19 protein-coding genes are annotated in these 23,707 nt (G+C 65.5%); 8 read left to right on the plus strand and 11 right to left on the minus strand.

Annotation, left to right across the window (positions count from 1 at the left end; all coding sequences use genetic code 11):
* Positions 1–66 precede the first annotated feature (66 nt).
* The 4 genes from ACZ47F_RS01390 to ACZ47F_RS01405 all read left to right on the plus strand — a co-directional run bounded on the left by ACZ47F_RS01390 (position 67) and on the right by ACZ47F_RS01405 (position 4,331).
* Positions 67–840: a response regulator gene (locus tag ACZ47F_RS01390; RefSeq protein WP_464925528.1), complete on the plus strand. Its 774-nt coding sequence runs from the start codon at positions 67–69 to the stop codon at positions 838–840.
* A complete protein-coding gene (locus tag ACZ47F_RS01395) occupies positions 837–2,207 on the plus strand; it encodes an ATP-binding protein (protein ID WP_464925529.1) in 1,371 nt (456 codons plus the stop codon). Before ACZ47F_RS01390 ends, ACZ47F_RS01395 begins: the two co-directional genes overlap by 4 nt.
* 103 nt (positions 2,208–2,310) lie before the next feature.
* The gene (locus ACZ47F_RS01400) at positions 2,311–3,102 is read left to right on the plus strand and encodes a 3-hydroxybutyrate dehydrogenase (protein WP_464925530.1); all 792 of its coding nucleotides are present in this window, start codon (positions 2,311–2,313) and stop codon (positions 3,100–3,102) included.
* 26 nt (positions 3,103–3,128) lie between these two features.
* Positions 3,129–4,331 carry a patatin-like phospholipase family protein gene (locus tag ACZ47F_RS01405; protein WP_464925531.1) on the plus strand — a complete coding sequence of 401 codons (1,203 nt, stop codon included), beginning with the start codon at positions 3,129–3,131 and terminating at the stop codon, positions 4,329–4,331.
* Positions 4,332–4,373: 42 nt separating this feature from the next.
* Here the strand turns inward: ACZ47F_RS01405 and ACZ47F_RS01410 are convergent, their stop codons facing one another.
* Positions 4,374–5,321: a LysR substrate-binding domain-containing protein gene (locus ACZ47F_RS01410; RefSeq protein WP_464925532.1), complete on the minus strand. Its 948-nt coding sequence runs from the start codon at positions 5,319–5,321 to the stop codon at positions 4,374–4,376.
* Between the two features lie 129 nt (positions 5,322–5,450).
* The gene (recG, locus tag ACZ47F_RS01415) at positions 5,451–7,541 is read right to left on the minus strand and encodes an ATP-dependent DNA helicase RecG (RefSeq protein ID WP_464925533.1); all 2,091 of its coding nucleotides are present in this window, start codon (positions 7,539–7,541) and stop codon (positions 5,451–5,453) included.
* A 113-nt stretch (positions 7,542–7,654) separates the two neighbouring features.
* Between recG and ACZ47F_RS01420 the strand changes: the two genes are divergently transcribed.
* From ACZ47F_RS01420 to ACZ47F_RS01435, 4 genes are all read left to right on the plus strand, one after another.
* The gene (locus ACZ47F_RS01420; RefSeq protein WP_464925534.1) at positions 7,655–8,146 is read left to right on the plus strand and encodes a hypothetical protein; all 492 of its coding nucleotides are present in this window, start codon (positions 7,655–7,657) and stop codon (positions 8,144–8,146) included.
* A 124-nt stretch (positions 8,147–8,270) separates the two neighbouring features.
* The gene (locus ACZ47F_RS01425; RefSeq protein ID WP_464925535.1) at positions 8,271–9,365 is read left to right on the plus strand and encodes an efflux RND transporter periplasmic adaptor subunit; all 1,095 of its coding nucleotides are present in this window, start codon (positions 8,271–8,273) and stop codon (positions 9,363–9,365) included.
* Positions 9,362–12,598 carry an efflux RND transporter permease subunit gene (locus tag ACZ47F_RS01430; protein ID WP_464925536.1) on the plus strand — a complete coding sequence of 1,079 codons (3,237 nt, stop codon included), beginning with the start codon at positions 9,362–9,364 and terminating at the stop codon, positions 12,596–12,598. Before ACZ47F_RS01425 ends, ACZ47F_RS01430 begins: the two co-directional genes overlap by 4 nt.
* Positions 12,595–14,187 (plus strand): TolC family protein, encoded by a 1,593-nt coding sequence (locus tag ACZ47F_RS01435; protein WP_464925537.1) that lies wholly within the window; start codon positions 12,595–12,597, stop codon positions 14,185–14,187. The genes ACZ47F_RS01430 and ACZ47F_RS01435 overlap by 4 nt, the downstream gene beginning before the upstream one ends.
* A 19-nt stretch (positions 14,188–14,206) precedes the next feature.
* On the opposite strand, the gene ACZ47F_RS01440 is transcribed toward ACZ47F_RS01435, so the two are convergent.
* The 9 genes from ACZ47F_RS01440 to ACZ47F_RS01480 form a co-directional block, all read right to left on the minus strand.
* Positions 14,207–15,367, minus strand: coding sequence for a deoxyguanosinetriphosphate triphosphohydrolase (locus ACZ47F_RS01440; protein WP_464925538.1), 1,161 nt, complete (start codon positions 15,365–15,367; stop codon positions 14,207–14,209).
* Entirely contained in the window at positions 15,364–16,476 is a 1,113-nt protein-coding gene (aroB, locus tag ACZ47F_RS01445) for a 3-dehydroquinate synthase (RefSeq protein ID WP_464925539.1), read from the minus strand. The genes ACZ47F_RS01440 and aroB overlap by 4 nt, the downstream gene beginning before the upstream one ends.
* 126 nt (positions 16,477–16,602) lie before the next feature.
* Complete coding sequence (locus ACZ47F_RS01450; protein WP_464925540.1) at positions 16,603–17,148, minus strand: shikimate kinase; 546 nt, start codon at positions 17,146–17,148, stop codon at positions 16,603–16,605.
* On the minus strand, positions 17,149–18,252 hold the full coding sequence (locus ACZ47F_RS01455; protein ID WP_464925541.1) for a hypothetical protein: 1,104 nt from the start codon (positions 18,250–18,252) through the stop codon (positions 17,149–17,151).
* A 34-nt stretch (positions 18,253–18,286) separates the two neighbouring features.
* The gene (locus ACZ47F_RS01460) at positions 18,287–18,901 is read right to left on the minus strand and encodes a hypothetical protein (RefSeq protein ID WP_464925542.1); all 615 of its coding nucleotides are present in this window, start codon (positions 18,899–18,901) and stop codon (positions 18,287–18,289) included.
* A 33-nt stretch (positions 18,902–18,934) separates the two neighbouring features.
* On the minus strand, positions 18,935–20,212 hold the full coding sequence (locus ACZ47F_RS01465; protein WP_464925543.1) for a DUF3443 family protein: 1,278 nt from the start codon (positions 20,210–20,212) through the stop codon (positions 18,935–18,937).
* Positions 20,213–20,238: 26 nt separating this feature from the next.
* Positions 20,239–22,479 carry a type IV pilus secretin PilQ gene (gene pilQ, locus ACZ47F_RS01470; protein WP_464925544.1) on the minus strand — a complete coding sequence of 747 codons (2,241 nt, stop codon included), beginning with the start codon at positions 22,477–22,479 and terminating at the stop codon, positions 20,239–20,241.
* On the minus strand, positions 22,476–23,027 hold the full coding sequence (locus tag ACZ47F_RS01475) for a pilus assembly protein PilP (protein ID WP_464925545.1): 552 nt from the start codon (positions 23,025–23,027) through the stop codon (positions 22,476–22,478). Before ACZ47F_RS01475 ends, pilQ begins: the two co-directional genes overlap by 4 nt.
* Positions 23,024–23,707: a type IV pilus inner membrane component PilO gene (locus ACZ47F_RS01480; RefSeq protein ID WP_464925546.1), complete on the minus strand. Its 684-nt coding sequence runs from the start codon at positions 23,705–23,707 to the stop codon at positions 23,024–23,026. Before ACZ47F_RS01480 ends, ACZ47F_RS01475 begins: the two co-directional genes overlap by 4 nt.

The raw sequence follows: 23,707 nt of genomic DNA on the forward strand, positions 1-23,707 counted from the left end.
GGTGTGTTAAGCGCAGTCTAAGGGCCCGCGGCTAAAGTACGTGAGTTTCCTTTTGCAACCAGCCCCATGCGCCTGCTCCTCGTCGAAGACGACATGATGATCGGTGAAAGCGTGCTCGACGCACTGCGCGGAGAGGGCTATGCAGTCGACTGGGTGCGCGACGGTGTGATGGCCGACAGCGCGCTGCGCACCGAGCAGTACGACCTGGTGCTGCTCGACCTGGGCCTGCCCAAGATGGATGGGCTGGCCGTGCTCAAGGCGCTGCGCGCGCGGCGCGAGGCCACGCCGGTGCTGATTGCCACGGCGCGCGATGCGATCTCGGCACGCATCGAAGGGCTGGACGCCGGCGCCGACGACTATGTGCTCAAGCCCTACGACCTCGACGAGCTCTGCGCCCGCATCCGCGCGCTGCTGCGCCGTGCCGCGGGCCGCGCCGAGCCGGTGTTCAGCTACGGTCGCATCAGCCTGAACCCGGCCACGCACGAGGCCCTGCTCGACGGCGAGCCCGTCGCCTTGTCGCAGCGTGAGTGGGCCGTGCTCGAAGCGCTGATCGCCCGCCCCGGCATGATCCTGTCGCGCGCGCAGCTCGAGGAAAAGCTCTACAGCTGGAAGGACGAGATCTCGAGCAACGCGGTCGAGGTGTATGTCCACAGCCTGCGCAAGAAGCTCGGCGCCGACCTGATCCGCAACATCCGCGGCATGGGCTACATGATCGCCAAGGAGCCTACCGCCGCCGCGCCGTCCACTCCGCGCAACCACAGCGGCGGCGACGGCGCGGATACGCCAGCGGATGCCCACGGCAGCGGCGGAGGTGACGGCGGCAATGGAGGCGGCGCGTGAAATCGCTGCGTGCCCGACTACTGCTGCTGCTGTCCGCCGCAGTCACCGTCGCTGCGCTGGTGCAGGCGGTGGCGGTGTTCCACAACGCCATGAGCGAGGCCGACGCGGTGTTCGACTATCACCTGCAGCAGCTCGCCTTGTCGCTGGCCAGCGGCGACATGGGCCTGCCCGGCTTCGGCCCGAACGTCAGCCCCGGCAACGATGTCGACTATGTGGTGCAGGTTTGGGCACCCGACGGCCAGCGCATCTATGTCTCGCGTCCGCGCAGCGACCTGCCCAGCCAGGCCGTGCTCGGCTACACCAATGTGCAGGTCGGCGGCGAGCAGTGGCGGGTGTATTCCATGCAGGCCGGCGGCCGCACCATCCAGGTCGGGCAGAGCACCGCGACCCGGCAGGCGCTCGCGCTGGGGTTTGCGCTGCGTTCGATCTGGCCGATGGCCGTCATCGCCCCGCTGCTGCTGCTGGCCGTGGCCTGGGTGGTGCGGCGCTCGTTGCAGCCGCTCTCGGACCTGTCGCGCGAACTGGAAAACCGCGCAGCTACCAGCTTCGACCCGCTCGACCCGCATCCGGTGATCAGCGAAATGCAGCCAGTGGTGCGGGCGATGAACGGCCTGTTCGCCCGCATGCGGGCCGCGTTCGACACTCAGCGCATGTTCGTCGCCGACGCCGCGCACGAGCTGCGCTCGCCGCTGGCCGCGCTCAAGGTCCAGGTGCAGATGCTCACCCGCGCGCACGACGACAGCCAGCGCAGCGTGGCGCTGGCGCGGCTGGAAAGCGGCATCGACCGCGCCAGTCATCTGGTCGAGCAGTTACTACAGCTCGCGCGCAACGAGTCCGGCGCCGAGGAGGCGCTCGAACCCGTGAGCCTGCTCGATACGGCGCGTCTGGCGCTCTCAGACACCACCGAACTGGCGCAGACCCGCGGCGTGGACGCCGGCCTGGAAGACGCCGAGGACTGCACCGTGCTCGCCCCGCCCGGCGGGCTGCGCATCCTGGTGCGCAATCTGGTGGACAACGCGCTGCGCTACACCCCGAGCGGCGGCCGCGTGGACCTGCGCGTGCGCTGCGAGATGCGGCCGGGCGCAGACGGCACGCCGCAGCGCATGGCCGTTCTGGAAGTGGACGACTCCGGCCCCGGCATCCCGCCCGAGGACCGCCAGCGGGTGTTCGACCGTTTCTACCGCCGTGAAAACGCCCCGGCAGGCGGCAGCGGCCTGGGCCTGGCCATTGTGCGTAGCGTGGCCGAACGCTGCGGCGCCACCATCACCCTGGACACCTCGCCGCTTGGCGGCCTGCGCGTGCAGGTGGTGTTTGCGGCGCAGCAGGCGGCGCCAAACACGACATCCTCCGGTTTCAGCCCGGGTTAAGGCCCGTCGGCCATTGTCTTGTCATGGCGACGCGCAACACTTGCCGCAGTGCAGCAACTCCGCTTCAATCGAGTGGCTTTCCTCACCCTATCAGGAGACCCAGATGACCACACCATTGAGCCTCAAGGACAAGACCGCCCTCATTACCGGTGCCGCCAGCGGCATCGGCAAGGACATTGCACAGACTTACGCCCGCGCCGGGGCCAAGGTCGCGATCGCCGACCTCAACCTCGACGCTGCCCAGGCCACCGCCCAGGCGATCACCCAGGCCGGCGGCACGGCCATGGGCGTGGCGATGGACGTGACCAGCGAGGAGCAGGTAAACGCTGGCTGCGCCGCGGTGGCCAAGGCCTATGGCCCGGTGGACATCCTCGTGTCCAACGCCGGCATCCAGATCGTCAACCCGATCGAGAACTTTGCCTTTGCCGACTGGAAAAAACTGCTGGCCATCCACCTCGACGGCGCGTTCCTCACCACCAAGGCGGTGCTGCCCGGCATGTACGCGAAAAAGAGCGGCGTGGTGATCTATATGGGCTCGGTGCATTCACACGAGGCGAGCAAGCTCAAGAGCGCGTATGTGACCGCCAAACACGGGCTGCTCGGGCTGGCGCGGGTGCTGGCCAAGGAAGGCGGGCCCAAGGGCGTGCGCTCGCACGTGATCTGCCCGGGTTTCGTGCGCACCCCTCTGGTAGAAAAGCAAATCCCCGAACAGGCCAAAGAACTGGGCATCAGCGAAGACGAGGTGATCAAGAACGTGATGCTCAAAGACACGGTCGACGGCGAATTCACCACCACCGCCGACATCGCCAGCCTGGCGCTGTTCCTCGCCGCCTTCCCCACGGCAGCGCTCACCGGCCAATCCATCGTGGTCAGTCACGGCTGGTGCATGAACTGAGAAGAAAACTCACAACTTCTGACGCCATGCGCAGCACAACCCGCAGCACGCCGCGCCTGCAAGCGCAGCCCGCGCCGTCCTGCCGCGCCGATGCAGTGCTGGAGCAGGTGCGGCGGTACGAGCGCGTCGCGCTGGTGCTGCAGGGCGGCGGGGCGCTGGGCGCGTATCAGTGCGGGGTGGTGCAAGCGCTGGAGGACTGCGGCGTGCATCCGCACTGGGTGGCCGGCATTTCCATCGGCGCGATCAACGCCGCGCTGATCGCCGGCAATGCGCCGGGGCAGCGCACTCAGGCGCTGCGCAGCTTCTGGGAAACCGTCACCCAGCAGCCGCTGCTGCCCACCCTGCCGTGGGAATATGGCGCGGCGCTGAACTGGATTCCCGATCTGCTGCAGCCGCAACTGGCGGCGTTGCAGGGCCTGCGCGCGATCGTCGAGGGTCAGCGCGGATTTTTCGTGCCGCGCTGGCCGCTGGTGGGTCGCGGCCCGACGCAGGCCAGCTTCTACGACACCACGCCGCTGCGCGACACTCTGCAGAGGATGGTCGATTTCGACCGGCTCAACAGCGGCGAGACCCGCATCAGCGTCGGCGCGGTGAATGTGCGCACCGGCAACCAGGTGGTGTTCGACAGCGCGCAGATGCGCCTGGGGCCCGAGCACATCATGGCCTCGGGCGCGCTGCCGCCGGGCTTTCCGGCGGTGGAGATCGACGGCGAGTTTTATTGGGACGGCGGGCTGGTGTCCAACACCCCGCTCTCCCAGGTGCTCGGCGGCCATCCCAGCCATGACACCCTGGTGTTCCAGGTCGATCTGTGGAGCGCCGAGGGCGAACTGCCGCAGACCCTGCTCGACGTGGCCGAGCGGCAAAAAGACATCCAATACTCCAGCCGCACCCGCACCATCACCAACACCCTCAAGCGCGCGCAGGAGCAGCGCCGCATCCTGCGTGAACTACTCGCGCGCATTGCGCCCGCGCTGCGTGCGCAGGACGCGCTGTGCCAGCAGGTGCAGGCCATGGCGCAGGACAAGCGCTATAACGTGATCCACCTGATATACCGCGACAAGCCGTTCGACGGCCAGGGCAAGGACTACACCTTCGGCCGCGCGGAAATGCGCGCGCACTGGCGCAGCGGCTTGGACGACATGCACCGCACCCTCGATCATCCAGAATGGTTCGCCCCGCCTAGCGCCGAACAGGGTTTCGTCACCCACGATGTGCATGCCGAAGCCTGAGGCCCATGACAGGCTTACGGCACCCTGGCCGCTACTGCCGCCTTACTCGGCCAGCTTGGTCACCCCGCGCAGCTCGCAATCCATCACTGCCTGACGCAAGGCTGCAATCGCCTCGCGCCGGGTGAAGCTCTTGCGCCAAGCCAGCACCACGCGGCGCGACGGTACCGGCTCGGCAAACGGCACGTAGCACACATAATCTCGGCTCGGGTCCGCCGCGTGCGGTTGGCTCTGCTGCGGCACGGACAATTTGGGCACCACGGTGATGCCCATGCCCGACGCGACCATCTGCTTGATGGTCTCGAGCGACGAGCCCTCGAAAGTGCGGCGGATGCCTTCCGAGCTGGGCGAAAACCGCGCGAACTCCGGGCACACATCGAGCACATGATCGCGAAAGCAATGCCCGGTGCCCAGCAGCAGCATGGTTTCGTCGCGGATCTGCTCGGAACGCAGCGCCTTGCTGCCGGCCAGCCGGTGGCCACGCGGCACCGCGATGAGGAAAGGCTCGTCATACAACGGCGACACCGCCAGGCCCTGATCGGGAAAGGGCTCGGCCAGAATCGCGGCATCGAGCTCGCCGGTGCGCAGCATCTCGAGCAGCCGCACGGTGAAGTTCTCCTGCAACAGCAATGGCATTTGCGGCGTGCGCGCAATCACGTTGCGCACCAGCTCGGGCAGCAGGTAGGGCGCCACGGTATAGATCACACCCAGCCGCAACGGGCCGGCCAGCGGATCCTTGCCGCGCTTGGCAATTTCCTTGATCGCCGCGGCCTGCTCGATCACCCGCTGCGCCTGCTCGACGATTTCCGCGCCGATCGGCGTGATGCTCACCTCGTTGCCGCCGCGCTCGAACAGCCGCACGTCCAGCTCCTCCTCGAGCTTCTTGATCGCCACCGACAGCGTGGGCTGGCTGACGAAGCAGGCCTCGGCGGCGCGGCCGAAATGCCGCTCGCGGGCCACGGCGACGATGTAGCGCAGTTCTGTCAGTGTCATAGAAAGAATTAAAACAGAAACCAAGACAGATTGTGTCAATCAATGAAAGTGCGTCCAGTTCCGCACGGCCACTGCGAAGGAACCCCCCCTTGGGTGGAGACTTGCGCTGCAAGGCAGAGGCTGCTCACCTCAGGCGCTCAGCCAGTCGAAGCCCTCGCCCAGCCAGCGCACCACATGCTGGCGCGCGGTCTGCGCATCGGTGTGCAGCAAGTGCTGCGCGGTGTCGCGCGCCGCGTCGAGCAGGTCGGCGTCGTGCGCCAGATCGGCGTAGCGCAGTCCAGGCAGCCCCGACTGCCGCGCGCCGAACAGCTCGCCAGGACCGCGCAGCTCGAGATCTTTCTGCGCCAGGGCAAAGCCGTCGGCCAGATCGCGCATCGCCGCCAGCCGCGCACGCGCCGTCGGCGACAGCGGCGGCGCGTACAGCAGCACGCAGTCGGACTGCGCCGCACCGCGCCCGACTCGCCCGCGCAACTGGTGCAACTGCGACAGGCCGAAGCGCTCGGCGTGCTCGATCACCATCAGGCTGGCATTCGGCACGTCGACGCCGACCTCGATGACCGTCGTTGCCACCAGCAGCGCCACCTCGCCGGCGGCGAACGCCTGCATCGCCGCGCGCTTGTCCGCGGGCTTCATCCGCCCGTGCAGCAACGCGCAGCGCAGCGGCCGGCCGTCGGCGCCGGTGCCTGCCGCCAACACCGCGCTCAGCTCGGCGTGCGTGGCGATGGCGTTTTGCAGGTCGAGCACCTCGCTTTCCTCGACCAGCGGGCAGACCCAGTACGCCTGCCTGCCACGCTCGAGCTGCTTGACCAGACGTTGGATGAGCTGCGCGCGCCGGCCAGCGTCGAGCAGCGTCGTGCGCACCGGCTGCCGGCCCGGCGGCAACGCGTCGATGGTCGAGACGTCCAGATCGCCGAACAGCGCCATCGCCAGCGTGCGCGGGATCGGCGTGGCGCTCATCATCAGCAGATGCGGCTGCAGCCCCGCGCCGTCCATCCCCGCACGCAGCGCGTCGCGCAGCGCCAGCCGCTGCGCAACGCCGAAACGGTGCTGCTCGTCGACAATCGCCAACCCCATCCGCGCAAAGCGCACCTGCGACTGGATCACTGCATGCGTACCAATGACGAGCTGCGCCTGGCCGCTTGCCGTTGCCGCGAGCGCCGCCTGCCGCTCGCGCCGCGTCAGACTGCCGGCCAGCCAGGCCACGCACACACCGAGCGGCTCCAACCACTCGGCGAGCTTGCGCGCGTGCTGCGCGGCAAGGATTTCGGTTGGCGCCATGAGCGCGCACTGCCAGCCGGCGGCGATGCACTGCGCCGCCGCCAGCGCCGCAACCACGGTCTTGCCGCTGCCGACATCACCTTGCAGCAGCCGGTGCATCGGCACCGAGCGCGCCAGATCGCCGGCGATCTCGTCGACGCAGCGCTGCTGCGCCGCGGTCAGCGCAAACGGAATCGCCGCGCGCAGCCGCGCGACCAGCCCGGCGGCGTCGGCGCTGGCAACGAGCGCCGGCGCGCGCCAGCGCGCCCGTCCAGCGCGCGCCTGCTGTTGCGCCAACTGCTGCGCGAGCAACTCGTCGAACTTGAGCCGCTGCAACGCTGGGTGCGTGCGGGCCTCGAGCGCCGGCAGTGCCGCTGGCGGCGGCGCATGCAGCAGCCGCAGGCTGGACGCCAGATCGGGCAGGCCCAGCCGCTCGCGCAGTCGCAGTGGCAGCGTGTCGTCGATCTGCAGCCGCTCGAGCGCCGAACGCACCGCCTTGCGCACATAGCTCTGCGCGATGCCGCCCGCGCTCGGATAGACTGGGGTGAGGCTGCGCGGCAGCGGCTCGCCACCTTCGACCACGCGCCAGTTCGGGTGCACCATCTCCCAGCCGAACAGTCCCTGCCGCACCGGCCCGTGCAGGCGCAGCCGAACACCAGCGACGAGCTGCTTGAGCTGGTTCGGGTAGAAGTGAAACAGCCGCAGCGCAATCGGCTGCCCGCCGGGATCTAGCCGCAGGCGCACGAGCAATTGCCGGCGCGGCGCACGCTGCTGCACCTCTGCGCCGATGACCACCGCCTCGACCGTCGCCGGCTCATCGTCGCGCAGCGCCTCGGGCGGAGTCAGCCGGGTTTCGTCCTCGTAGCGCAGCGGCAGATGCAGCGCCAGATCCCAGTCGCTGCGCAGGCCCAGCCGCTGCAGCGGGGAGGTCTTGGGGCTGGACGATTGGCGCGCGGCGCTCATCCGAGCATTCTAGGAAGCGACCCACCCCGCAGCGCGGAATGTCCCCGCGCTGGCAGATGGTCGGGGGGTTTGGTTATATTGGTATCGTTTTGTTGCAAAACCACCTGTCCGCCATGTCCGCCCTCGCCGCCACCCTGCGCACAGCCTGGCTCGCCATGCTGGTGCTGCTGCTTGGGCTGATGCCGTTCATCCACGGCCACCTCGGGCAGCCGGTGCAAAACGGCTGGCATATCCACGCGCTGTCGAACGTCGACGAGCTTCGCTCCAGCCCGCAGTTTGCGGGCTTGGCCTGTGTCGCGCCCGGCCACCAGCACGCCGCGCATGCTGGTGCACAAGGCCTACGTGCGCCGGAGCCGAGCGATGTCGAGCTCGCCCCCGGCATCGCACCGACCCGCCTGCCGCAGATCCGCCCGGCGCAGGCCAACGGCGCGCTGGACGTCCCGCCCGCGTTGGCATGGCGCGTCGCCGCCTTACTGCCGCCCGCCGAACCTCCGGTTGGGCCACGGCACGGTCAGCCGCGCGATGCGCAGGCCAGGCTGCCGCGCCTGCACCACGGCCTGCCGCCTCCGGCGCAGGCACCGCCCCTTCCCCCTCTCCTCGCCTGAGGCGCGCAGCGGCAGCACATGCTGCTGCGTCGCATCGTCCGGCGCGCAAGGTACGGCCGCCCGTGCCGCGCGCTGCCGCCTGCATCCGCTGATTTTCGGAGCCCGGCGCTGCCGGGACGCCCCCATGAACCATGCCGTTTTTCCGCGCAGCACGCGGCTGCGCGTCGTCTGCGCCAGCCTGTCGCTGCTAGCGCTCGTCTATGGCCCGCCCGCTGCGGTCGCGGCGGGGCCGGCGATCATCCCCCTTTCTGCCGAGCAGCAGACCGCGCTTGGCGTGCGGCTGGCCGCGGTGCAGCCGGCCAGCGCCGCGTTCATCGACCTGCCGGCGCGCGTGACCGTGCCGCTGGCGCAGCAAGCGGTGGTCTCGGCCCCGGCCGCTGGGCTGGTCACGCGGCTGCTGGTCAGCCCAGGCGATGCGGTCAAGCCGGGGCAACTCGTCGCCGAGCTGAGCAGCCCGCAGATCGCGCAGCTGCAGCGCGAGCGCGCCGAGGCGCAAAGCCGGCTGCAGCTGGCGCAGCGGCAGTTGCAGCGCGACACGCTGCTGGTCGAAGAGGGCATTGCGCCGCGCGCTCGGCTCGACGCCAGCCGTGCGCAAAGCAGCGAGGCGCAGGCGTTACTTGCCGAGCGTGAGTTGGCGCTAAAACTCGCCGGCGCTGGCGCCGGGCTGACCGGCGCGGCGCAGCTGCGCGCGCCGCTCGCCGGCGTGGTCACGGAGGTGTCGGCCTTGCCGGGGCAGCGGCTCGACATCGGCGCGCCGCTACTGCGCATCGCGCAGCAAGGGCCGCTCTGGCTCGAGATCGACGCCAGCCCGCAGCAGGCCGAGACGATCGCACCTGGCGCTGCGGTCGAGGTGCCGGCGCAGCAGACGCGCGGCGTGGTGCAGGCTAAATCGCCCGCGCTGACTGCCGGGCAGACGGTGATGGTGCGCGCGCGGCTGACGCAACCCGGCGCGCTGCAGGCCGGCGCGGTGGTGCAAGCACGCATCGCGCTGCCGACACCGCCGGGAAGCTGGCGCGTGCCACCAGCGGCGGTAACGCAGATCGGCGGGCATGACGCAGTGCTGCTGGCGACAAATGGCGGCTTCCGCGTCGTGCCGGTGTCGATCGTCGCCCGGCTCAACGACGCGGTGATCGTGCGCGGCGTGCTCACGCCGGGCGCGCGCGTGGCGGCAAGCAGCGTGGTGGCGATCAAGGCGGCTGCCGGCGAGGTCGCGCCATGAGTCTGATCGCGCTCACCCGTACAGCGCTGCGGCAGCGGCTTCTCACACTTGGCCTGATGCTCGCGCTGGTGGCAGGTGGCATCGTCGCCTGGCGCCAGCTACCGATCGACGCCTTCCCCGACGTCTCGTCGCCGCAGGTCAAGATCATCATGAAATCGCCCGGCATGACGCCCGAGGAGGTGGAAACCCGGGTGGTGCTGCCGATCGAGCAGGAGGTGCTCGGCATCGCCAACAAGCGCATGGTGCGCTCGGTATCCAAATACGGCATTGCCGACATTACCGTCGATTTCGCCGAGGGCACCGATGTCTACTGGGCGCGGCAGCAGGTCGCCGAGGCGCTTGCGAACGTGCGCGGCGAGCTACCGGCCTCGGCGCAAGGGGGGTTGGCGCCGATCACGACGCCGCTGTCGGACGTATTCATGTTCACCATCGAGGGTCCGGCGAGCCTGGAGGCCAAGCGCAGTGCGCTGCAGTGGCTGATCCGCCCGGTGCTGCGCACCGTGCCCGGCGTGGCCGATGTGAACATGCTCGGCGGCGATGCGCGCGCGTACGTCGTGCAGCCCGACCCGGCGCGGCTGGCCGCCTGGGGGCTGACGCTCGACCAGCTGCGCCGCACGCTGCAGGTCAACAACAGCAACGACGGCGCCGGACGGCTCGACGAAGGCGAGGAAACGCGCATCGTGCGCGTGCAGGGCGCGTTCGCCGGCGCCGACGACATTCGCGACACCGTCATCGCCACCGTGCGCGGCACCCCGGTGCGCGTGGGCGATGTCGCGCAGGTCACGCTAGACAGCAGCACGCGCTACGGCATTGTCACCGCCAACGGCCACGGCGAGGCGGTCGAGGGCATCGTGCTCGCGCTGCGCGGGGCGAACGCGAAGCAGGTCATCGGCGGTGTGAAGGAGCGCATCGCCGAGCTCGAACCAAGGCTGCCGCAGGGCATGCACATCGCCGTGTTCTACGACCGCAGCCAGCTGGTCGAGCGCGCGGTCGGTACGGTCACACGGGCGCTGGCCGAGGCGGTGGTGCTGGTCATCGTCATGCTGCTGCTGTTCCTCGGCAACTGGCGCGCGGCGCTGGTGGTCGCGGTCACGCTGCCTCTGGCGGCGCTGGCCACTTTCGTGCTCATGCGCTGGTTCGGACTGAGCGCCAATCTGATGAGTCTGGGTGGGCTTGCGATCGCGCTTGGTATGCTGGTCGATGCTGCGGTGGTCGTGGTCGAAAACCTGGTCAACCACATGGCGCACGACCCCGAGTCGCCGCCCGCCACGCCCGCTGGCGGCCAGCCCGCCGCGGGGAACGCGCGTGTGCTGCGTGTGCTGCGCGGCGTTGGCGAAGTCGCCGCGCCGGTGTTCTCGGGGGTGGCGATCATCGCCATCGTCTTTCTGCCGCTGCTCACACTCGAGGGGCTGGAGGGCAAGCTGTTCCGTCCGGTGGCGCTGACCATCGTGTTCGCGTTGGCCGCCTCGCTGCTGCTGGCGCTGAGCATCGTGCCGGTGCTCGCCTCGCTGCTGCTCAAGGCCGCGCCGCACCGCGACCCCTGGCTGGTGCGCGTGCTCTCGGCAGGCTACCGGCGGATGCTTGACTGGAGCTTTGCGCATGCGCGCCTGGTCGTCGTCGTGGCGCTCGTTTCACTGCTCGTCGCCGGCTGGGCGTATACGCGCGTGGGCAAAACCTTCATGCCCACGCTCGACGAGGGCGACCTGATCGTGCAGCTGCAAAAGCTGCCGTCGATCAGCCTGGGCGCGACCGCCGCGCTCGATCTGCGCGTGCAGCAGGCGCTGCGACGCGAGGTGCCGGAGATCAAAGCGATCGTCGCGCGCAGCGGCTCGGACGATCTCGGCCTGGATCCGATGGGGCTGAACGAGACCGATATGTTCCTCGTGCTCAAGCCCGCGAATCAAGCAAACGCCGGGCCGCCCCAAGTTTCCTTGCCCCCCTCGGGAGGCGGCGAAGCCATAGGCATCGCCTCAGGGCCGACCGCCCCGTGGCGCGGCAGCAAGGAGGACGTGATCGCCGCGATACGCAAGGTACTCGAACGCTTTCCCGGCGTGGACTTCGGGTTCACGCAGCCGATCGAGATGCGTGTCTCGGAAATGCTCACCGGCGCGCGCGGCGATGTGGTGGTGAAGATTTTCGGCCCCGACATCACGCAGCTCGGCGCGCTGTCGCAGCAGGTGGCCGAGGTGCTCAAGACGGTGCCGGGTGCCGAAGAAGTGCTCGCCGCGCGCCCCGAGGGGGTGCAGTATCTGACCGTGCAGATCGACCGGCTCGCCGCCGGGCGCGCAGGGTTCGACGTCGACAGCCTGCAGCAGGATTTGCGCGCGCTGATCGAGGGCCAGCCGCAGGGCATGGTGCTCGAAGGCGTGCGCCGCAGCCCGCTGCTGCTGCGCGCCTCTAGCGATTTGCGCGCCAACCCGCAGGCCTTCGCGCAGGTGTCGATCACCGCGCCGGACGGCACCGCCTACCCGCTGTCGCAGCTCGCCAGCCTGGTGCCGACGCAAGGGCCGGTGCTGGTCGCGCACGAGGACGGCAGCCGCTTTGCTGCGATACAGGCGAATGTGCGCGGGCGCGATCTGGTCGGCTTCGTCGCCGAGGCCAAACGGCTGATCGCGCAGAAGGTGCCGCTGCCCGAAGGCGTGCGGCTGCAGTGGGGTGGACAGTTCGAGAACCAGCAGCGCGCAGCAGCCCGGCTGTCGTTGGTCGTGCCGGTGGCGCTGGCGCTGATTTTCGTGCTGCTGATGACCACCTTCGGCTCGCTGCGACAGTCGCTGCTCGTGTTTGCGAACATCCCCTTCGCGCTGGTCGGCGGGGTGATCGCGCTGTGGGCCAGCGGCCAGTACCTGTCGGTGCCGGCCTCGGTCGGCTTCATCGCGCTGCTGGGCATCGCCGTGCTCAACGGCGTCGTGCTGGTCAGCCATTTCAACGAACTGCTGCGCAGCGGGCTACCACTCGAGCAGGCGGTGCGCGACGGCGCGATGCGCCGGCTGCGCCCGGTGATGATGACCGCCAGCATCACCGCGCTGAGCCTGATCCCGCTGCTGTCGGCCAGCGGCCCCGGCTCGGAGATCCAGAAACCGCTGGCCATCGTCGTCGTCGGCGGACTGCTCAGCTCGACTGCGCTGACGCTGGTGCTACTGCCGCTGCTGTTCGCCCGCTTCGGCCTGCCGCCTGCCGCGCGCAAAGCGCAGGCAGCGCGTTCGATCCGCCCCCAGACGGAGAACCCCGCATGAAACACCAACCCACTCCCCCGAAGCCGCTTGCGCTGCGCGCCGCATGCACCGCGCTCGCCTGCGCGCTGGCCGCAGGCGCAACGGCGCGGCCCGTTCAAGCCGCGCAGCCTGGCAGCCGCCAAACCGCGGCAAGCGCCGCTCCCACCCAGCCGCGGCCTGCCGCAACCGCCACCGCCGGGGCCAACACCGCCCAGATGCACACGCTGCCGACGCTGCCAAGCCTCGACGATCTGCCAAGCCCGACGCTGCCAAGCGCGGCAGCGCTCGCACAAACCTTCGCCGGCGCGCCGGCCTTGTTCGACGCGCAGGCGATGCAGCGCGCCGCCACCAGCAGCGGCGAGGCGCTGCGCGCCGGGAGCAACGAGTTCACCGCGCAGGCGCAGTTGCAGCAGCGGCGCATCGACGTCTTGCCCGACAGCGGGCGCTACACCGAGTGGCAACTGCTGATCAACCGTCAGCTGCGTCTGCCGGCGCAGGCGCAGGCCGACATGCTGCTGGCCGAGGCACTGCAGACCGCTGCGCAGGCGACACTGTCTGCCGCGCGGCAGCGTTTGGCTGGTGATCTGTTCGATGCTTGGTTTGCCGCGCAACGCGCGCAGGCCGAGGCACAGCTTGCGCGGCACGATCTGCAACTCATCGACGCACAGCTCACCACGCTGATGCGGCGCCTTTCCGCAGGCGACGCCAGCCAGCTCGAACTCGAGCAGCTGCGCGCCGAACAAGCGCGCGCCCGCGCGACGCTGCTGCTGGCGCAAGGGCAGGCGGCGAGCAGCCGCGCCGCGCTGCTTGCGCGCTATCCCGCGCTCGGCAGCCTGCCAGCAAGCGGCGGCGGGGCGGGAAATAAGCCGGGCGAAGCGGCAAAGCCGCGCACTGGTTTGGACCCCGCGCAGACCGCGACAGCGGCGAGCGCTGGCGAGATCGGCACCGGCGCGCCGACCGGGTCTGGCGCTGACTTGACGGCGAGCCACGCCCCCGACGCCGAAGCCGCGCTGCCGCAGGGGCCGCTCTTGCCGCTCGTCATGCCCGCGGACGACATCGACGCGCTGCGCGCACGCGCACTCGAGCGCAATCCGCTGGTGGTCGAACAACGCGCCGCGCTGCACAAGGCGCAGGCCGCGAGCGCGCAGGCGCGCGCCGCACGCACGCCGCAGCCCACCGTCGGCGCCTACATCGGCTCGGACCGAGGCGGCGTCGAGCGCATCATCGGCTTGCAGTTGGCCGTGCCGTTTAGCGGCGTCGCGCGCGTGGCGCAGGAGCGCGCCGCGCTCGCCGAGGCCGAAGCTGCGCAGTGGCGTCTGCGCGATGCGCAGACGCAGGCGCAGGCCGAGTTCGCGCGGCTGCACGCCAGCGCGCAGGCGCAGGTCGCGGCACTGGCAGCCAGCGAAGCCTCGGCCCGTGCGCAGGCGCAGGCAAGCCACCGCATGTGGCGTGCGTACCAGCTTGGTGAAGCGGGTCTGGCCGACTGGCTGCTCGCCCGCCGCAGCGCGCTCGAGGCCACACGTCTGGTGCTGCAGGCGCGCTTCAACGCCGCCGCGGCGCTGGCGCAACTGCAGCTGCAGACCGGCTTGCTCGATCTGCCCTGGCGGTAAGGCGCCACGCCTGCGCCGCTCACACCCAGTCGCGCAGCGAAAACAGCCGCTGGTGTTCGCGGACGGCGTAGCGGTCGGTCATGCCGGCAAGATAGTCGGCGATCGCGCGCGGCTGGCGCGCCGGGTCGTCGCGCTGATAGGCACGCGGCAGCAGGCGGGGATCGGCGCAGTAGGCGTCGAACAGTTCGGTCAGCAGCCGCTGCGCCTTTGTGGTGTTGCGCAGCACCTCGGGGTGGCGGTAGAGCCGGCGCAACAGCAATTGCTGCAATTGCTGCAGCTGCTGCTGCACCGGCGCGCTAAAAGCGGCAAGCGGCGGGCTTGCACGCACGGCGTCGGGGCTGTCGACCCCAGCGGCGTCGATCCGCCGCTGCGTCTCGGCGACCAGATCGGCGATCAGCGCCGAGATCATGCGGCGGATGGTCTCGCCGACCAGGCGCTTGCCGGCCACGCCGGGATACGCGCGCCGCACCGCATCGAGATGGCCAGCGAAAAACGGCACGGTCTGCAGCTCGTCGAGATCGATCAGCCCGGCGCGCAGCCCGTCGTCGATGTCGTGGTTGTTGTAGGCGATGGCATCGGCCAGATTGGTGATCTGCGCCTCGAGGCTCGGCTGCCCGCCGTGCAGAAAGCGCGCCGCGACCGCGCCGAGCCGCTCGGCGTTGCGCCGCGAGCAATGCTTGAGGATGCCTTCACGCGTCTCGAAGGTGAGGTTCAGCCCGTCGAACGCGGCGTAGCGCTCTTCCAGCTTGTCGACCACGCGCAGCGACTGCAGGTTGTGCTCGAAGCCGCCACCGTCCGGCGCGACGCGGCGCATGCAGGCGGCCAGCGCGTCCTGCCCGGCATGGCCGAACGGGGTGTGGCCGAGATCGTGCGCCAGCGCGAGCGCCTCGGTCAAATCTTCGTTGAGCCGCAAGGCCCGCGCGATCGAACGCGCGATCTGCGCCACTTCAAGGCTATGCGTCAGCCGGGTGCGGAACAGATCGCCCTCGTGGTTGAGGAAGACCTGGGTCTTGTATTCCAGACGCCGAAACGCGCTGCTGTGGACGATGCGGTCGCGGTCGCGCTGGTAGGCGGTGCGGTCGGTCGGGGCCGGTTCGGCATGCGCGCGGCCGCGCGAGGTGGCCTCGGTGCAGGCCCAGGACGCCAGCCCGGCGGGCATGGCACGCGCAGAGGGGATCATGCAGCGTGCACCGCAGGGACCAGCCCCGGCTGCACATGCGCGGCGATGCTTTGCAACGCCTCGGCCATCGGTGCCGCATGCACCACCGGCCGTCCCAGGCCGTGCAGCAGCACGAAGCGCACCGCGCCGCCCTCGGCCTTTTTATCCACCTGCATCCATTGTTCCCACCGCGTCACGCCCAGATCGGGCGCGCGCACCGGCAGACCGGCGCGAGCGATCAGCCGCGCCAGACGCTCGGCATCGCGGCGCTCAAGTAGCCCCAGCCGCACCGACAGGTCCGCAGCGAGCACCATACCGGCGCCCACTGCCTCGCCATGCAGCCAGTTGCCGTAACCCATGCCCGCCTCGATGGCGTGGCCGAAGGTGTGGCCGAAGTTGAGAATGGCGCGCAGCCCGGCTTCGGTCTCATCCTGCGCCACCACCTGCGCCTTGATGCGGCAGCAGCGCGCCACAGCCTTGGCCAGCGCTGCATCGTCGCGCGCCATCAGCACGTCGATGTGGGCTTCGAGCCAGGCCAGGAAGTCGACATCAGCGATCACCGCGTGCTTGATGACTTCGGCCAGACCGGCCGACAGCTCGCGCGCCGGCAGGCTGTGCAATGTGGACAGATCGGCCACGACCAGCCGGGGCTGGTAGAACGCGCCGATCATGTTCTTGCCCAGCGGATGGTTGATCGCGGTCTTCCCGCCCACCGAAGAATCCACCTGCGCCAGCAGCGTGGTGGGCACCTGCACGAAGGGCACCCCGCGCATGTAGCTGGCTGCGGCAAACCCGGTCATGTCGCCGATCACCCCGCCGCCGAGTGCGAACAGCGTCGTCTTGCGGTCGCACTGGTGGCGCAGCAGGTCAGTGAAAATCTGGTCGAGCGTCTGCCAGGTCTTGTACTGCTCGCCATCGGGCAGCACGCAATGCAGCACGCGGGAAAAATGCGGCGCCAGGCTGCGCTCAAGCCGGGCCGCATACAACGGCGCCACGGTGGTGTTGCTGACGATCAGCGCAGTGGCCTGGCGCGCCGCGACCGGGGCGAACACCTCGGGGTCGCCCAGCAGGCCGGGGGCGATGCGGATGTCATACGCGCGACGGTCAAGCGCAATACGGACAGTGGTCATGGGCAGTCCTGTCGGGGAGATACCGCCATTGTAGGAAGGGCGGCACGCACCTCCGACCCTAGAACGCACGACGTCGCGCGGAGGTCTGCATCCAAAACGCATACACCGGTGGCGCCCGCAACGAGATCAGGACGCCTCACCCGATGTCGGCAACACCCCGGCCAGTTCCAGCTGCATCTGCACCATATTCGCCAGCAGTACGGCAGAGGGGCGCCCGGTATCGATGACGAAATGCGCAGTCTCGCGATACAGGGGATCGCGCACGCGGAACAGTTCATGCAGCTTGGCTCTCGCATCGCCGTGCTGCAGCAGCGGACGGCTGCGATCATGCCGCAGGCGATGCGCCAGATCATCCGCGCTGGCACGCAGATAGACCACGGTTCCGCGCTCGCGCAGCGCCTTGCGGTTTTCCGGTCGCAGCACCGCACCACCCCCGGTGGCAAGCACGATGCCCTCAAGCCGCGTCAGCGCGTCAATGGCACGCGCCTCAATGTCGCGAAATCCCGCCTCGCCCAGCCGAGAAAACAGCGTGGAAATCGTGCAACCCTGCTCGCGCTCGATCTCATGGTCGCTGTCGATGAACCGAAGGCCGACTCGTTGCGCGAGCGTGCGACCCACGGTGGTTTTGCCAGCGCCCATGAGACCGACGAGATAGATGCGCGACACGTCCAATCAGGATGTTCTCGTCGCCGTCCAAGTCACCGGTATTCCAGTGCCATTTGAACCACTGGTACTGGAAGTGGTACCACCTGGTGGTGGGGCCGCAGGTGCTGAAGATGAGCTCGTGTTTGATTGAAACAAAATTGTATAAGTAGACGAGCAAGTCGAAGGATTCGCAATCTGAATAAACTGGCCTCCAGGAATAAGTTGACAGGCAAACGGATCCTCTGCATAAATGCTCGTCACTGAATTAGAATTCGAGCCTGCCGTACCGCTTGTTGTTGTACTGTTAGCGTCAACAAAAATATTTGTTTTTCCCTGAAGTGAATCCAAAGATACCGGTGAAATGCCAGAGAAAAAGTTAATCACACCCCTAACATCTTGAAATTGCAATCCCATAGCATTACCAGAACCGTAATCTCGCCCGGTTACTTGGAACGTGCCCAGGGTAGCATCATTACAAGACCCCGATACAACTCCGGAAGCCGATACATTGATTTGACATGTACCCGAATAAGCAGGAATAGCACCAGCCGATGTATAAGAAACAGCCCACTTCCCTGCGTAGGCACTTACCACTCGGAAAACAACGTTCGCCTGAAACGGAGCAGATGCAACAGTGAGGTTATTCCCAAGACCGAGAATAAGTGTTCCCCCTGGTGCAATGAGAGACCTAAATTCAAGAGGCAAACCACCTGTAGGATTAGAGATAGAACTAGGAACAGTTGCCAGACCGGCAAATCCGATTTGCCTCAAAATCGGATCGGTAGAGCCGGCGATTTGGTATCCGCCAGCACTCAAAGGAGCATAATTAAGCCCAGATCCATCAGTTGCCGAGAATCCCCAGAGAACCGATTGACTCAATCCCTGTGTAGTTTGCGCTTGTACGACCACAGGCGTGGTATCTGTAATATTGTAACTACCATCATTGTTGGCAGGAATTACCGAAAGCCCTCCGGCGCTACTCTGAAGAACCTGCACAACGGTACCTGGTAAACTAGGTTGAGCGATAGTTGAATTATAGGAAGGAGTCGGCGTACCCCCACCGCCACCGCACCCAGACATCAGCACAGCGCACGCACCCGAGAGCAGCACGTTTTTATGGCTCATTTTCATGGCGGTTACCTCAATTTTGGATGATTACTTCAATTTATTGCAAAGGTACGAAGGTCCAGCCTATTGGCGAGCCAATCAAGGTAGTCTGTTTGGAATACTGCACAGCACTAGCAAATTGGAATGGCTTGCTAGCAGATGGACTGACCGTTACCGGGACTTGCGAGGTCACAACCTGAATCGAAAAACTTACACTTGGATATATCGTACCGGCGGCATTAAGTGGTGTCGCTTGAATAATCATTTGCGCCATCCCGTTTGAATCCGTCGAGGCTGTGCAAGAAGGATTGAAAGTTGGGGGCGTAGTTTGTGAAAAACACTGTACTAGCGAGGGGTTACTTACGTAGAACGTAACGACCTGCCCAGGAACAGGATGTTGATAAGGATCAAGTTGTTGGTAAACGACTGTCACAGGGACATTCATGGGAACCAAGGAAGGATTGAGCTTTCCTTGTGCCAACCATTGCAACGTCGCAGTGTTGGTATTTTTACTACCGAGTAGCGGCGTACCAGCACTGCCAGTACCTCCACCACCACAGGAAGCAAGAATCGCCGCAACAACCAAACCACCGATGATATAAACGGATTGTTTAATAAAAGTTCTCATAGAACCCCCAAAATCGCAAACTGCTATCAGGCTAGATGCAGCCAAATAATAAATCACTATTCAATTTACAAATATTTTCTAAAATGCCCAGTACGGGCCAACTCCGTAGCTTGTTTTTGCGCCGGATATCGCAGTCGCAACCGTTCTACCAAAATAAAATGGGAGTCCCAAAATAGAATAGCCAGGGAAGAAATCTGAATTCTGTAATGCAAGCGTCGGAATCACCGCCAAACTATTCTGAAATGCCGCAGTTGGATCGGCAAGGGTAATCGTTTGCCAGCTGGTAGGATTACCGTTACTGCCATTCAAACGGATTTGTATCGTAGACGAGGTAGACGGACAATATGGCCCTCCCAATTGACCGCAGACTGCTAGACCTGATACAGCCTGCAAGAATGGAGGGCGGCTATTGATAACTGGGCTTCCCGTCTGCGCCAAAACGTAGGCATTCGTTCCTGTATCTAAAAACGCAAAACTTGCAACTCCAGCAATGTTCGCAGCAAGCAGAGGAAATTCAACCCCTGGGACACTGGAATGATAAACCTGCAGTCCGCTCAAGCTATTGTTGGCTTGTGTTCCGATACCGAAGATGAGCGTACCGGTCATCCTGCTCTGGCTTCCAGCAGCGGCAGGAAAGGTTATCACGGTCCCATTATTATCTGTAGCAAATTGACTTACTGGGTTTGAGGTTTGCATTGCGATGGGCATGGTCACGGCATTGCAACTGCCCGTGCGTCCACCATGGCAAGAAAAATACATTTGCGCTGCGTTCGACTGCTCACAACTGATGCCACAGTCGGTTTTTTGCGGCCCTATACCCAGAATTCCTTTGAACTCGGGCAACCCATCGATGGCGTTGCTACTCTTCGCTGCGCATCCAGGAGGCGCGCTGACAGGGATGCTCGAATCCCCCGCCACAGTCACTGGGATGTTAGCTGCCACCTCTCCAGCCATCTTGATAGTCGCAATCCGTTGAGCCCCCCAGAAGTACCCGGCACCAAATTGCATGCATTCGGCTACTGGGTCACCATTTGTATAGACCTGCGCTGGCAACTTTAGATTCAACACACCTGGCATGATGCGTAAACCAGTCGAACCGGTGTCGAGCAATACATGGTCTATGTCTTGGCAATTGTTCTGCGTGTCACACACCATCACGGAGACATAGGGCCGATTCGGAAATGGGTTGTTCGAATTGAATATCTCAACGAATATGGGCATCTGATTCGGTGTGGACGGCGGTGCCGTCGCAACCGTGCCTTTGCCTCCGCCACAGGCAGACAGAATCGCAACAAAAAACGCTGCAGAAAAATACCGCATTAGCAAGCCCACCTTACGCACAGCTAAGTTCTGCATCGTTTATTCCTCAGCTCACGCCTCACTTAATTCGATAGATCTGCGTTAGTAACGATTTTCGGCGTCAAAAAGACCAACAACTCATTTTTGTTATACATCTTGCTGTTGTTCTTGAATAGATTACCAAGCACCGGAATATCTCCCAAAAGCGGTACTTTATCCGTTTGATTCTGTTCTTGCGAGGTGTAAATGCCACCTAGAACCACGGTACCGCCATTCTCCACTTGCACCTGCGTTGTCACAGTATTGGTATTAATGGATGGCACACCTGCGGTTGATGCGCCCGGGCTGTCCTTGTGAATTTCCACATTCATGATCACATTTCCATCGGGCGTGATTTGCGGGGTGACATCCAAGCTCAGAACTGCCTTCTTGAAAGTCACCGCAGTGGCGCCGCTGGAGGTCGCCTGTTGATAAGGAATTTCCGTACCTTGCTCGATCGTGGCCTTGCTCAGGTCTGCGGTGATCACGCGGGGCGAAGAAATGATCTTACCCTTGCCGTCTGCTTCCATTGCGGAGAGTTCGAGGTTGATGAAGCGGTTGGCCGCAGCGTTGAACAAACTGATACCCAAGGAACTCGGGACAGCACCAGCCAGCAAACTGCCGGGCAAACCGAAGGCGGGGAGATTGACAAACTGCGAATCCGCCAGTGTTGCCCCGGAGGAACCCGGTTGGTTTGTTTGTGCTCCGACACCTAGATAATTGCCGGTGACTGCCAAACGGTTATTCCCAGTACCAAAGCCCGGCACACCGCCCTGCAATCCACGAGCGTCCAGGAAACCCAGCTTCACCCCCAGACTCCGCCCGAACTGATCGCTGGCTTCCACAATGCGCGCTTCGATCATGACCTGACGCACGGGCTTGTCGATCTTGGCGATCAGCTTGGCGACCTCTTCCAGCTTGGACGGAATGTCGGTGACGAAAATTTGGTTGGTGCGCGGGTCGGCCAGCACAGTGCCGCGGGGCGAGAGGATGCGCGAGGTGGGTGCGGTGCTGGCGGTCAAGCCGGGCAGCAAGACGGGCGCTGGCGTGTTGGTGGCACCAGGTTGCACCCCGCCCGCAGCACCGGTGAGCATCGACACCACGGTGGCCGCTTTGACATAGTTGAGCTGGAAGGTTTCCGACCTGAGCGGTTCGAGCTCGCTGATCGATTTTTTGGCTTCGAGATCGGCCTTCTCGCGCGCCAGGATTTCATCGCGCGGGGCGATCCACAGCACATTGCCCTCCTTGCGCTCGCCCAGGCCCTTGGCGCGCAGGATGACCTGCAGCGCCTGGTCCCAGGGCACGTCTTTCAGGCGCAGGGTGAGGTTGCCGTTGACCGAGTCGCTAACCACCACGTTGAGGTGGGTGAAGTCGGCAAACACCTGCAGCAGCGAGCGCACGTCGATGTTCTGGAAGTTGAGCGAGAGCTTCTCGCCATGAAAACCGGGGCCATTACCCTGCACCAGGGCGTTGGGATTGGGCTGGACCCGGCGCAGTTCGAGCACGAACTGGTCGTCGGCCTGATATGCGCTTTGTTCATAGTCGCCGTTGGGCTGAATGACCATGCGCACGTTGTCGCCCATCTGGAAGGTGGTGATCGAGGTGACCGGTGTGGCGAAATCGGTCACGTCCAGGCGGCGACGCAGGTCAGGAGGCAGAGAGGTCTTGAGGAAATCGACCACGATGTTCTGGCCTTGCTGGTGGATGTCGACCCCGACCTGGTTGTTGGGAAGATTGACGATGACCCGCCCGGCGCCGTCGGCGCCGCGCTTGAAGTTGATCGCCCGCAACGCCAGCTGCTGGGTGTTGAGGTTATCGGCGAAATGCACGGTCTTCGCCTGCGGTGCGCCGGTGGCCACCGAGCTGGAGATGGTCGACTCATGCGGCGTGTTCAGCAGCACGAGCAGGCGGTTGCCGTCGATCTGGGTCTTGTAGGTAGCCGACTGGCGCAGATTGAGCACCACTCGCGTGCGCCCCTGGGCCTGTACCACGTTGGCCGACCGCAGATTGCCCTGCTCGAAGTTGACGGTCTGGCGATCGAGTGCCGATGCAACCCCGGGAAAGTCGAGCACGATGCGCGCCGGCTGGTCGATCACAAAGCCATTGGGCGCAGCAGCCAGAGGCTGGGCGAGATCGATCTGCACGATGGTTTCGCTACCCTGGCGACTGGCGCTGACGTTCTGAATCGCGTTGCCAGCCGCCCGCGCCGGTGCCACGCCGATACCCAACACGGCCGCCACCACCAAAAGTGCTGCCCCCAGATGCCGCTTGATTGGCGTATTCATTGTGTGCTCTCCTGCAATTGAAGGGTTGCCGGGCGTTCGACCCAGTCTCCGGTGGCATCCTGCACCAGTTCCCTCAACTCGACTTCGTGATCAGTGATTTTGATGATCTTGCCAAAGTGCTGTCCGGCGTATTCACCCACATGGGCGCGGTACAGCAGATTGCCCGCCTTGAGCAGGGCGTATTGCTGGCCTTTGATCTTGACACTGCCGACCATCTGGATCTGGTCGAGCGAATAGGCCTCGAGCGGCTGCTTGGGCCGGGCCAGTTCGGCCTGCAACAACGGATTGAGCTGCTGAGCTTCCTGCCTGGCGCCCACTTCGAGCTTGGCCGGGGAGAAAGGATCGGTGCCCGCCCCCGGATCGTAGGCAGCAGGAATGAAGGGCTTGGGCGGCTCGATGGGCTTGATGTGCGGATGCATGCTGGCACGTTGCTGCGCCATCCAGGCACGCAGGTCCTCATGCTGCTGGCCACAGGCCGCCAGCAGCAGCGCGGCCACAGCCGCAGTGCCGAGCAGCCGCAGGCGCGGGACGACATGCAGCGCGCTCATTTCTTGCCTCCCGTTTTCTTGGCGGCCTGCGCCTGCGCGGCGATTTCATCCGCATCCAGGTAACGGAAGGTCTTGGCGGTGGCTTCCATCACCATCGGTGCGCTGGACTTGGCGGGATTGGCCGTCAGGCTGATGTTGTTGAGGGTGACGATGCGCGAGAGCTTGGCGATGTCGGTGACGAACCCGGCCAGATCGGTGTAGCTGCCCTGCAGCTTGATCGCAATCGGCAGCTCGGCATAGTAGGGCTTGACATCCACCTGCCCCGGCTTGAATAGCTCGAACTGCAACCCACGACCGATGCCGGCCTGGTTGATGTCCGACAGCAGCGCATCCATTTCGGCCTTACTCGGCAGTTGCTTTTCCAGCAGCACCACATACTGCTGCACCTGCGCCTTCTGCGCCTTGAGCAGATCGAGACTGACCGCCTGCTCGAGTTTGGTGCGGTATTGCTCGCGCAGCGTGACCTCCTCCTGCTGCGCCGAAGTGAGTTGGTCGCGCGTGCCCGACAACCAGACGTACCAGCCCAGACCCAGGGTGAGCACGAACGCGGCGGCGAACACGGAGTAGCGCGGCCACTTCGGCCAGGTGCCGGGATCATTGGGGTTGAGACCACGAAACTGCGCCGCGATGTCTTCGAACATGCCGCCCAGATCGATTTTGGAAAAAGGAGACGTTGCCAT

The organism is Thiomonas islandica, from assembly GCF_055383445.1.

Excerpts from the sequence above, each read along its gene's own strand:
- ACZ47F_RS01405 (WP_464925531.1), top strand. The coding sequence starts at position 3,129 with ATGCGCAGCACAACCCGCAGCACGCCGCGCCTGCAAGCGCAGCCCGCG.
- recG (WP_464925533.1), bottom strand. The coding sequence starts at position 7,541 with ATGAGCGCCGCGCGCCAATCGTCCAGCCCCAAGACCTCCCCGCTGCAG.
- aroB (WP_464925539.1), bottom strand. The coding sequence starts at position 16,476 with ATGACCACTGTCCGTATTGCGCTTGACCGTCGCGCGTATGACATCCGC.
- ACZ47F_RS01435 (WP_464925537.1), top strand. The coding sequence starts at position 12,595 with ATGAAACACCAACCCACTCCCCCGAAGCCGCTTGCGCTGCGCGCCGCA.
- ACZ47F_RS01440 (WP_464925538.1), bottom strand. The coding sequence starts at position 15,367 with ATGATCCCCTCTGCGCGTGCCATGCCCGCCGGGCTGGCGTCCTGGGCC.
- pilQ (WP_464925544.1), bottom strand. The coding sequence starts at position 22,479 with ATGAATACGCCAATCAAGCGGCATCTGGGGGCAGCACTTTTGGTGGTG.
- ACZ47F_RS01480 (WP_464925546.1), bottom strand. The coding sequence starts at position 23,707 with ATGGCAACGTCTCCTTTTTCCAAAATCGATCTGGGCGGCATGTTCGAA.
- ACZ47F_RS01410 (WP_464925532.1), bottom strand. The coding sequence starts at position 5,321 with ATGACACTGACAGAACTGCGCTACATCGTCGCCGTGGCCCGCGAGCGG.
- ACZ47F_RS01400 (WP_464925530.1), top strand. The coding sequence starts at position 2,311 with ATGACCACACCATTGAGCCTCAAGGACAAGACCGCCCTCATTACCGGT.
- ACZ47F_RS01465 (WP_464925543.1), bottom strand. The coding sequence starts at position 20,212 with ATGCAGAACTTAGCTGTGCGTAAGGTGGGCTTGCTAATGCGGTATTTT.
- ACZ47F_RS01390 (WP_464925528.1), top strand. The coding sequence starts at position 67 with ATGCGCCTGCTCCTCGTCGAAGACGACATGATGATCGGTGAAAGCGTG.
- ACZ47F_RS01455 (WP_464925541.1), bottom strand. The coding sequence starts at position 18,252 with ATGAAAATGAGCCATAAAAACGTGCTGCTCTCGGGTGCGTGCGCTGTG.
- ACZ47F_RS01430 (WP_464925536.1), top strand. The coding sequence starts at position 9,362 with ATGAGTCTGATCGCGCTCACCCGTACAGCGCTGCGGCAGCGGCTTCTC.
- ACZ47F_RS01420 (WP_464925534.1), top strand. The coding sequence starts at position 7,655 with ATGTCCGCCCTCGCCGCCACCCTGCGCACAGCCTGGCTCGCCATGCTG.
- ACZ47F_RS01425 (WP_464925535.1), top strand. The coding sequence starts at position 8,271 with ATGAACCATGCCGTTTTTCCGCGCAGCACGCGGCTGCGCGTCGTCTGC.
- ACZ47F_RS01475 (WP_464925545.1), bottom strand. The coding sequence starts at position 23,027 with ATGAGCGCGCTGCATGTCGTCCCGCGCCTGCGGCTGCTCGGCACTGCG.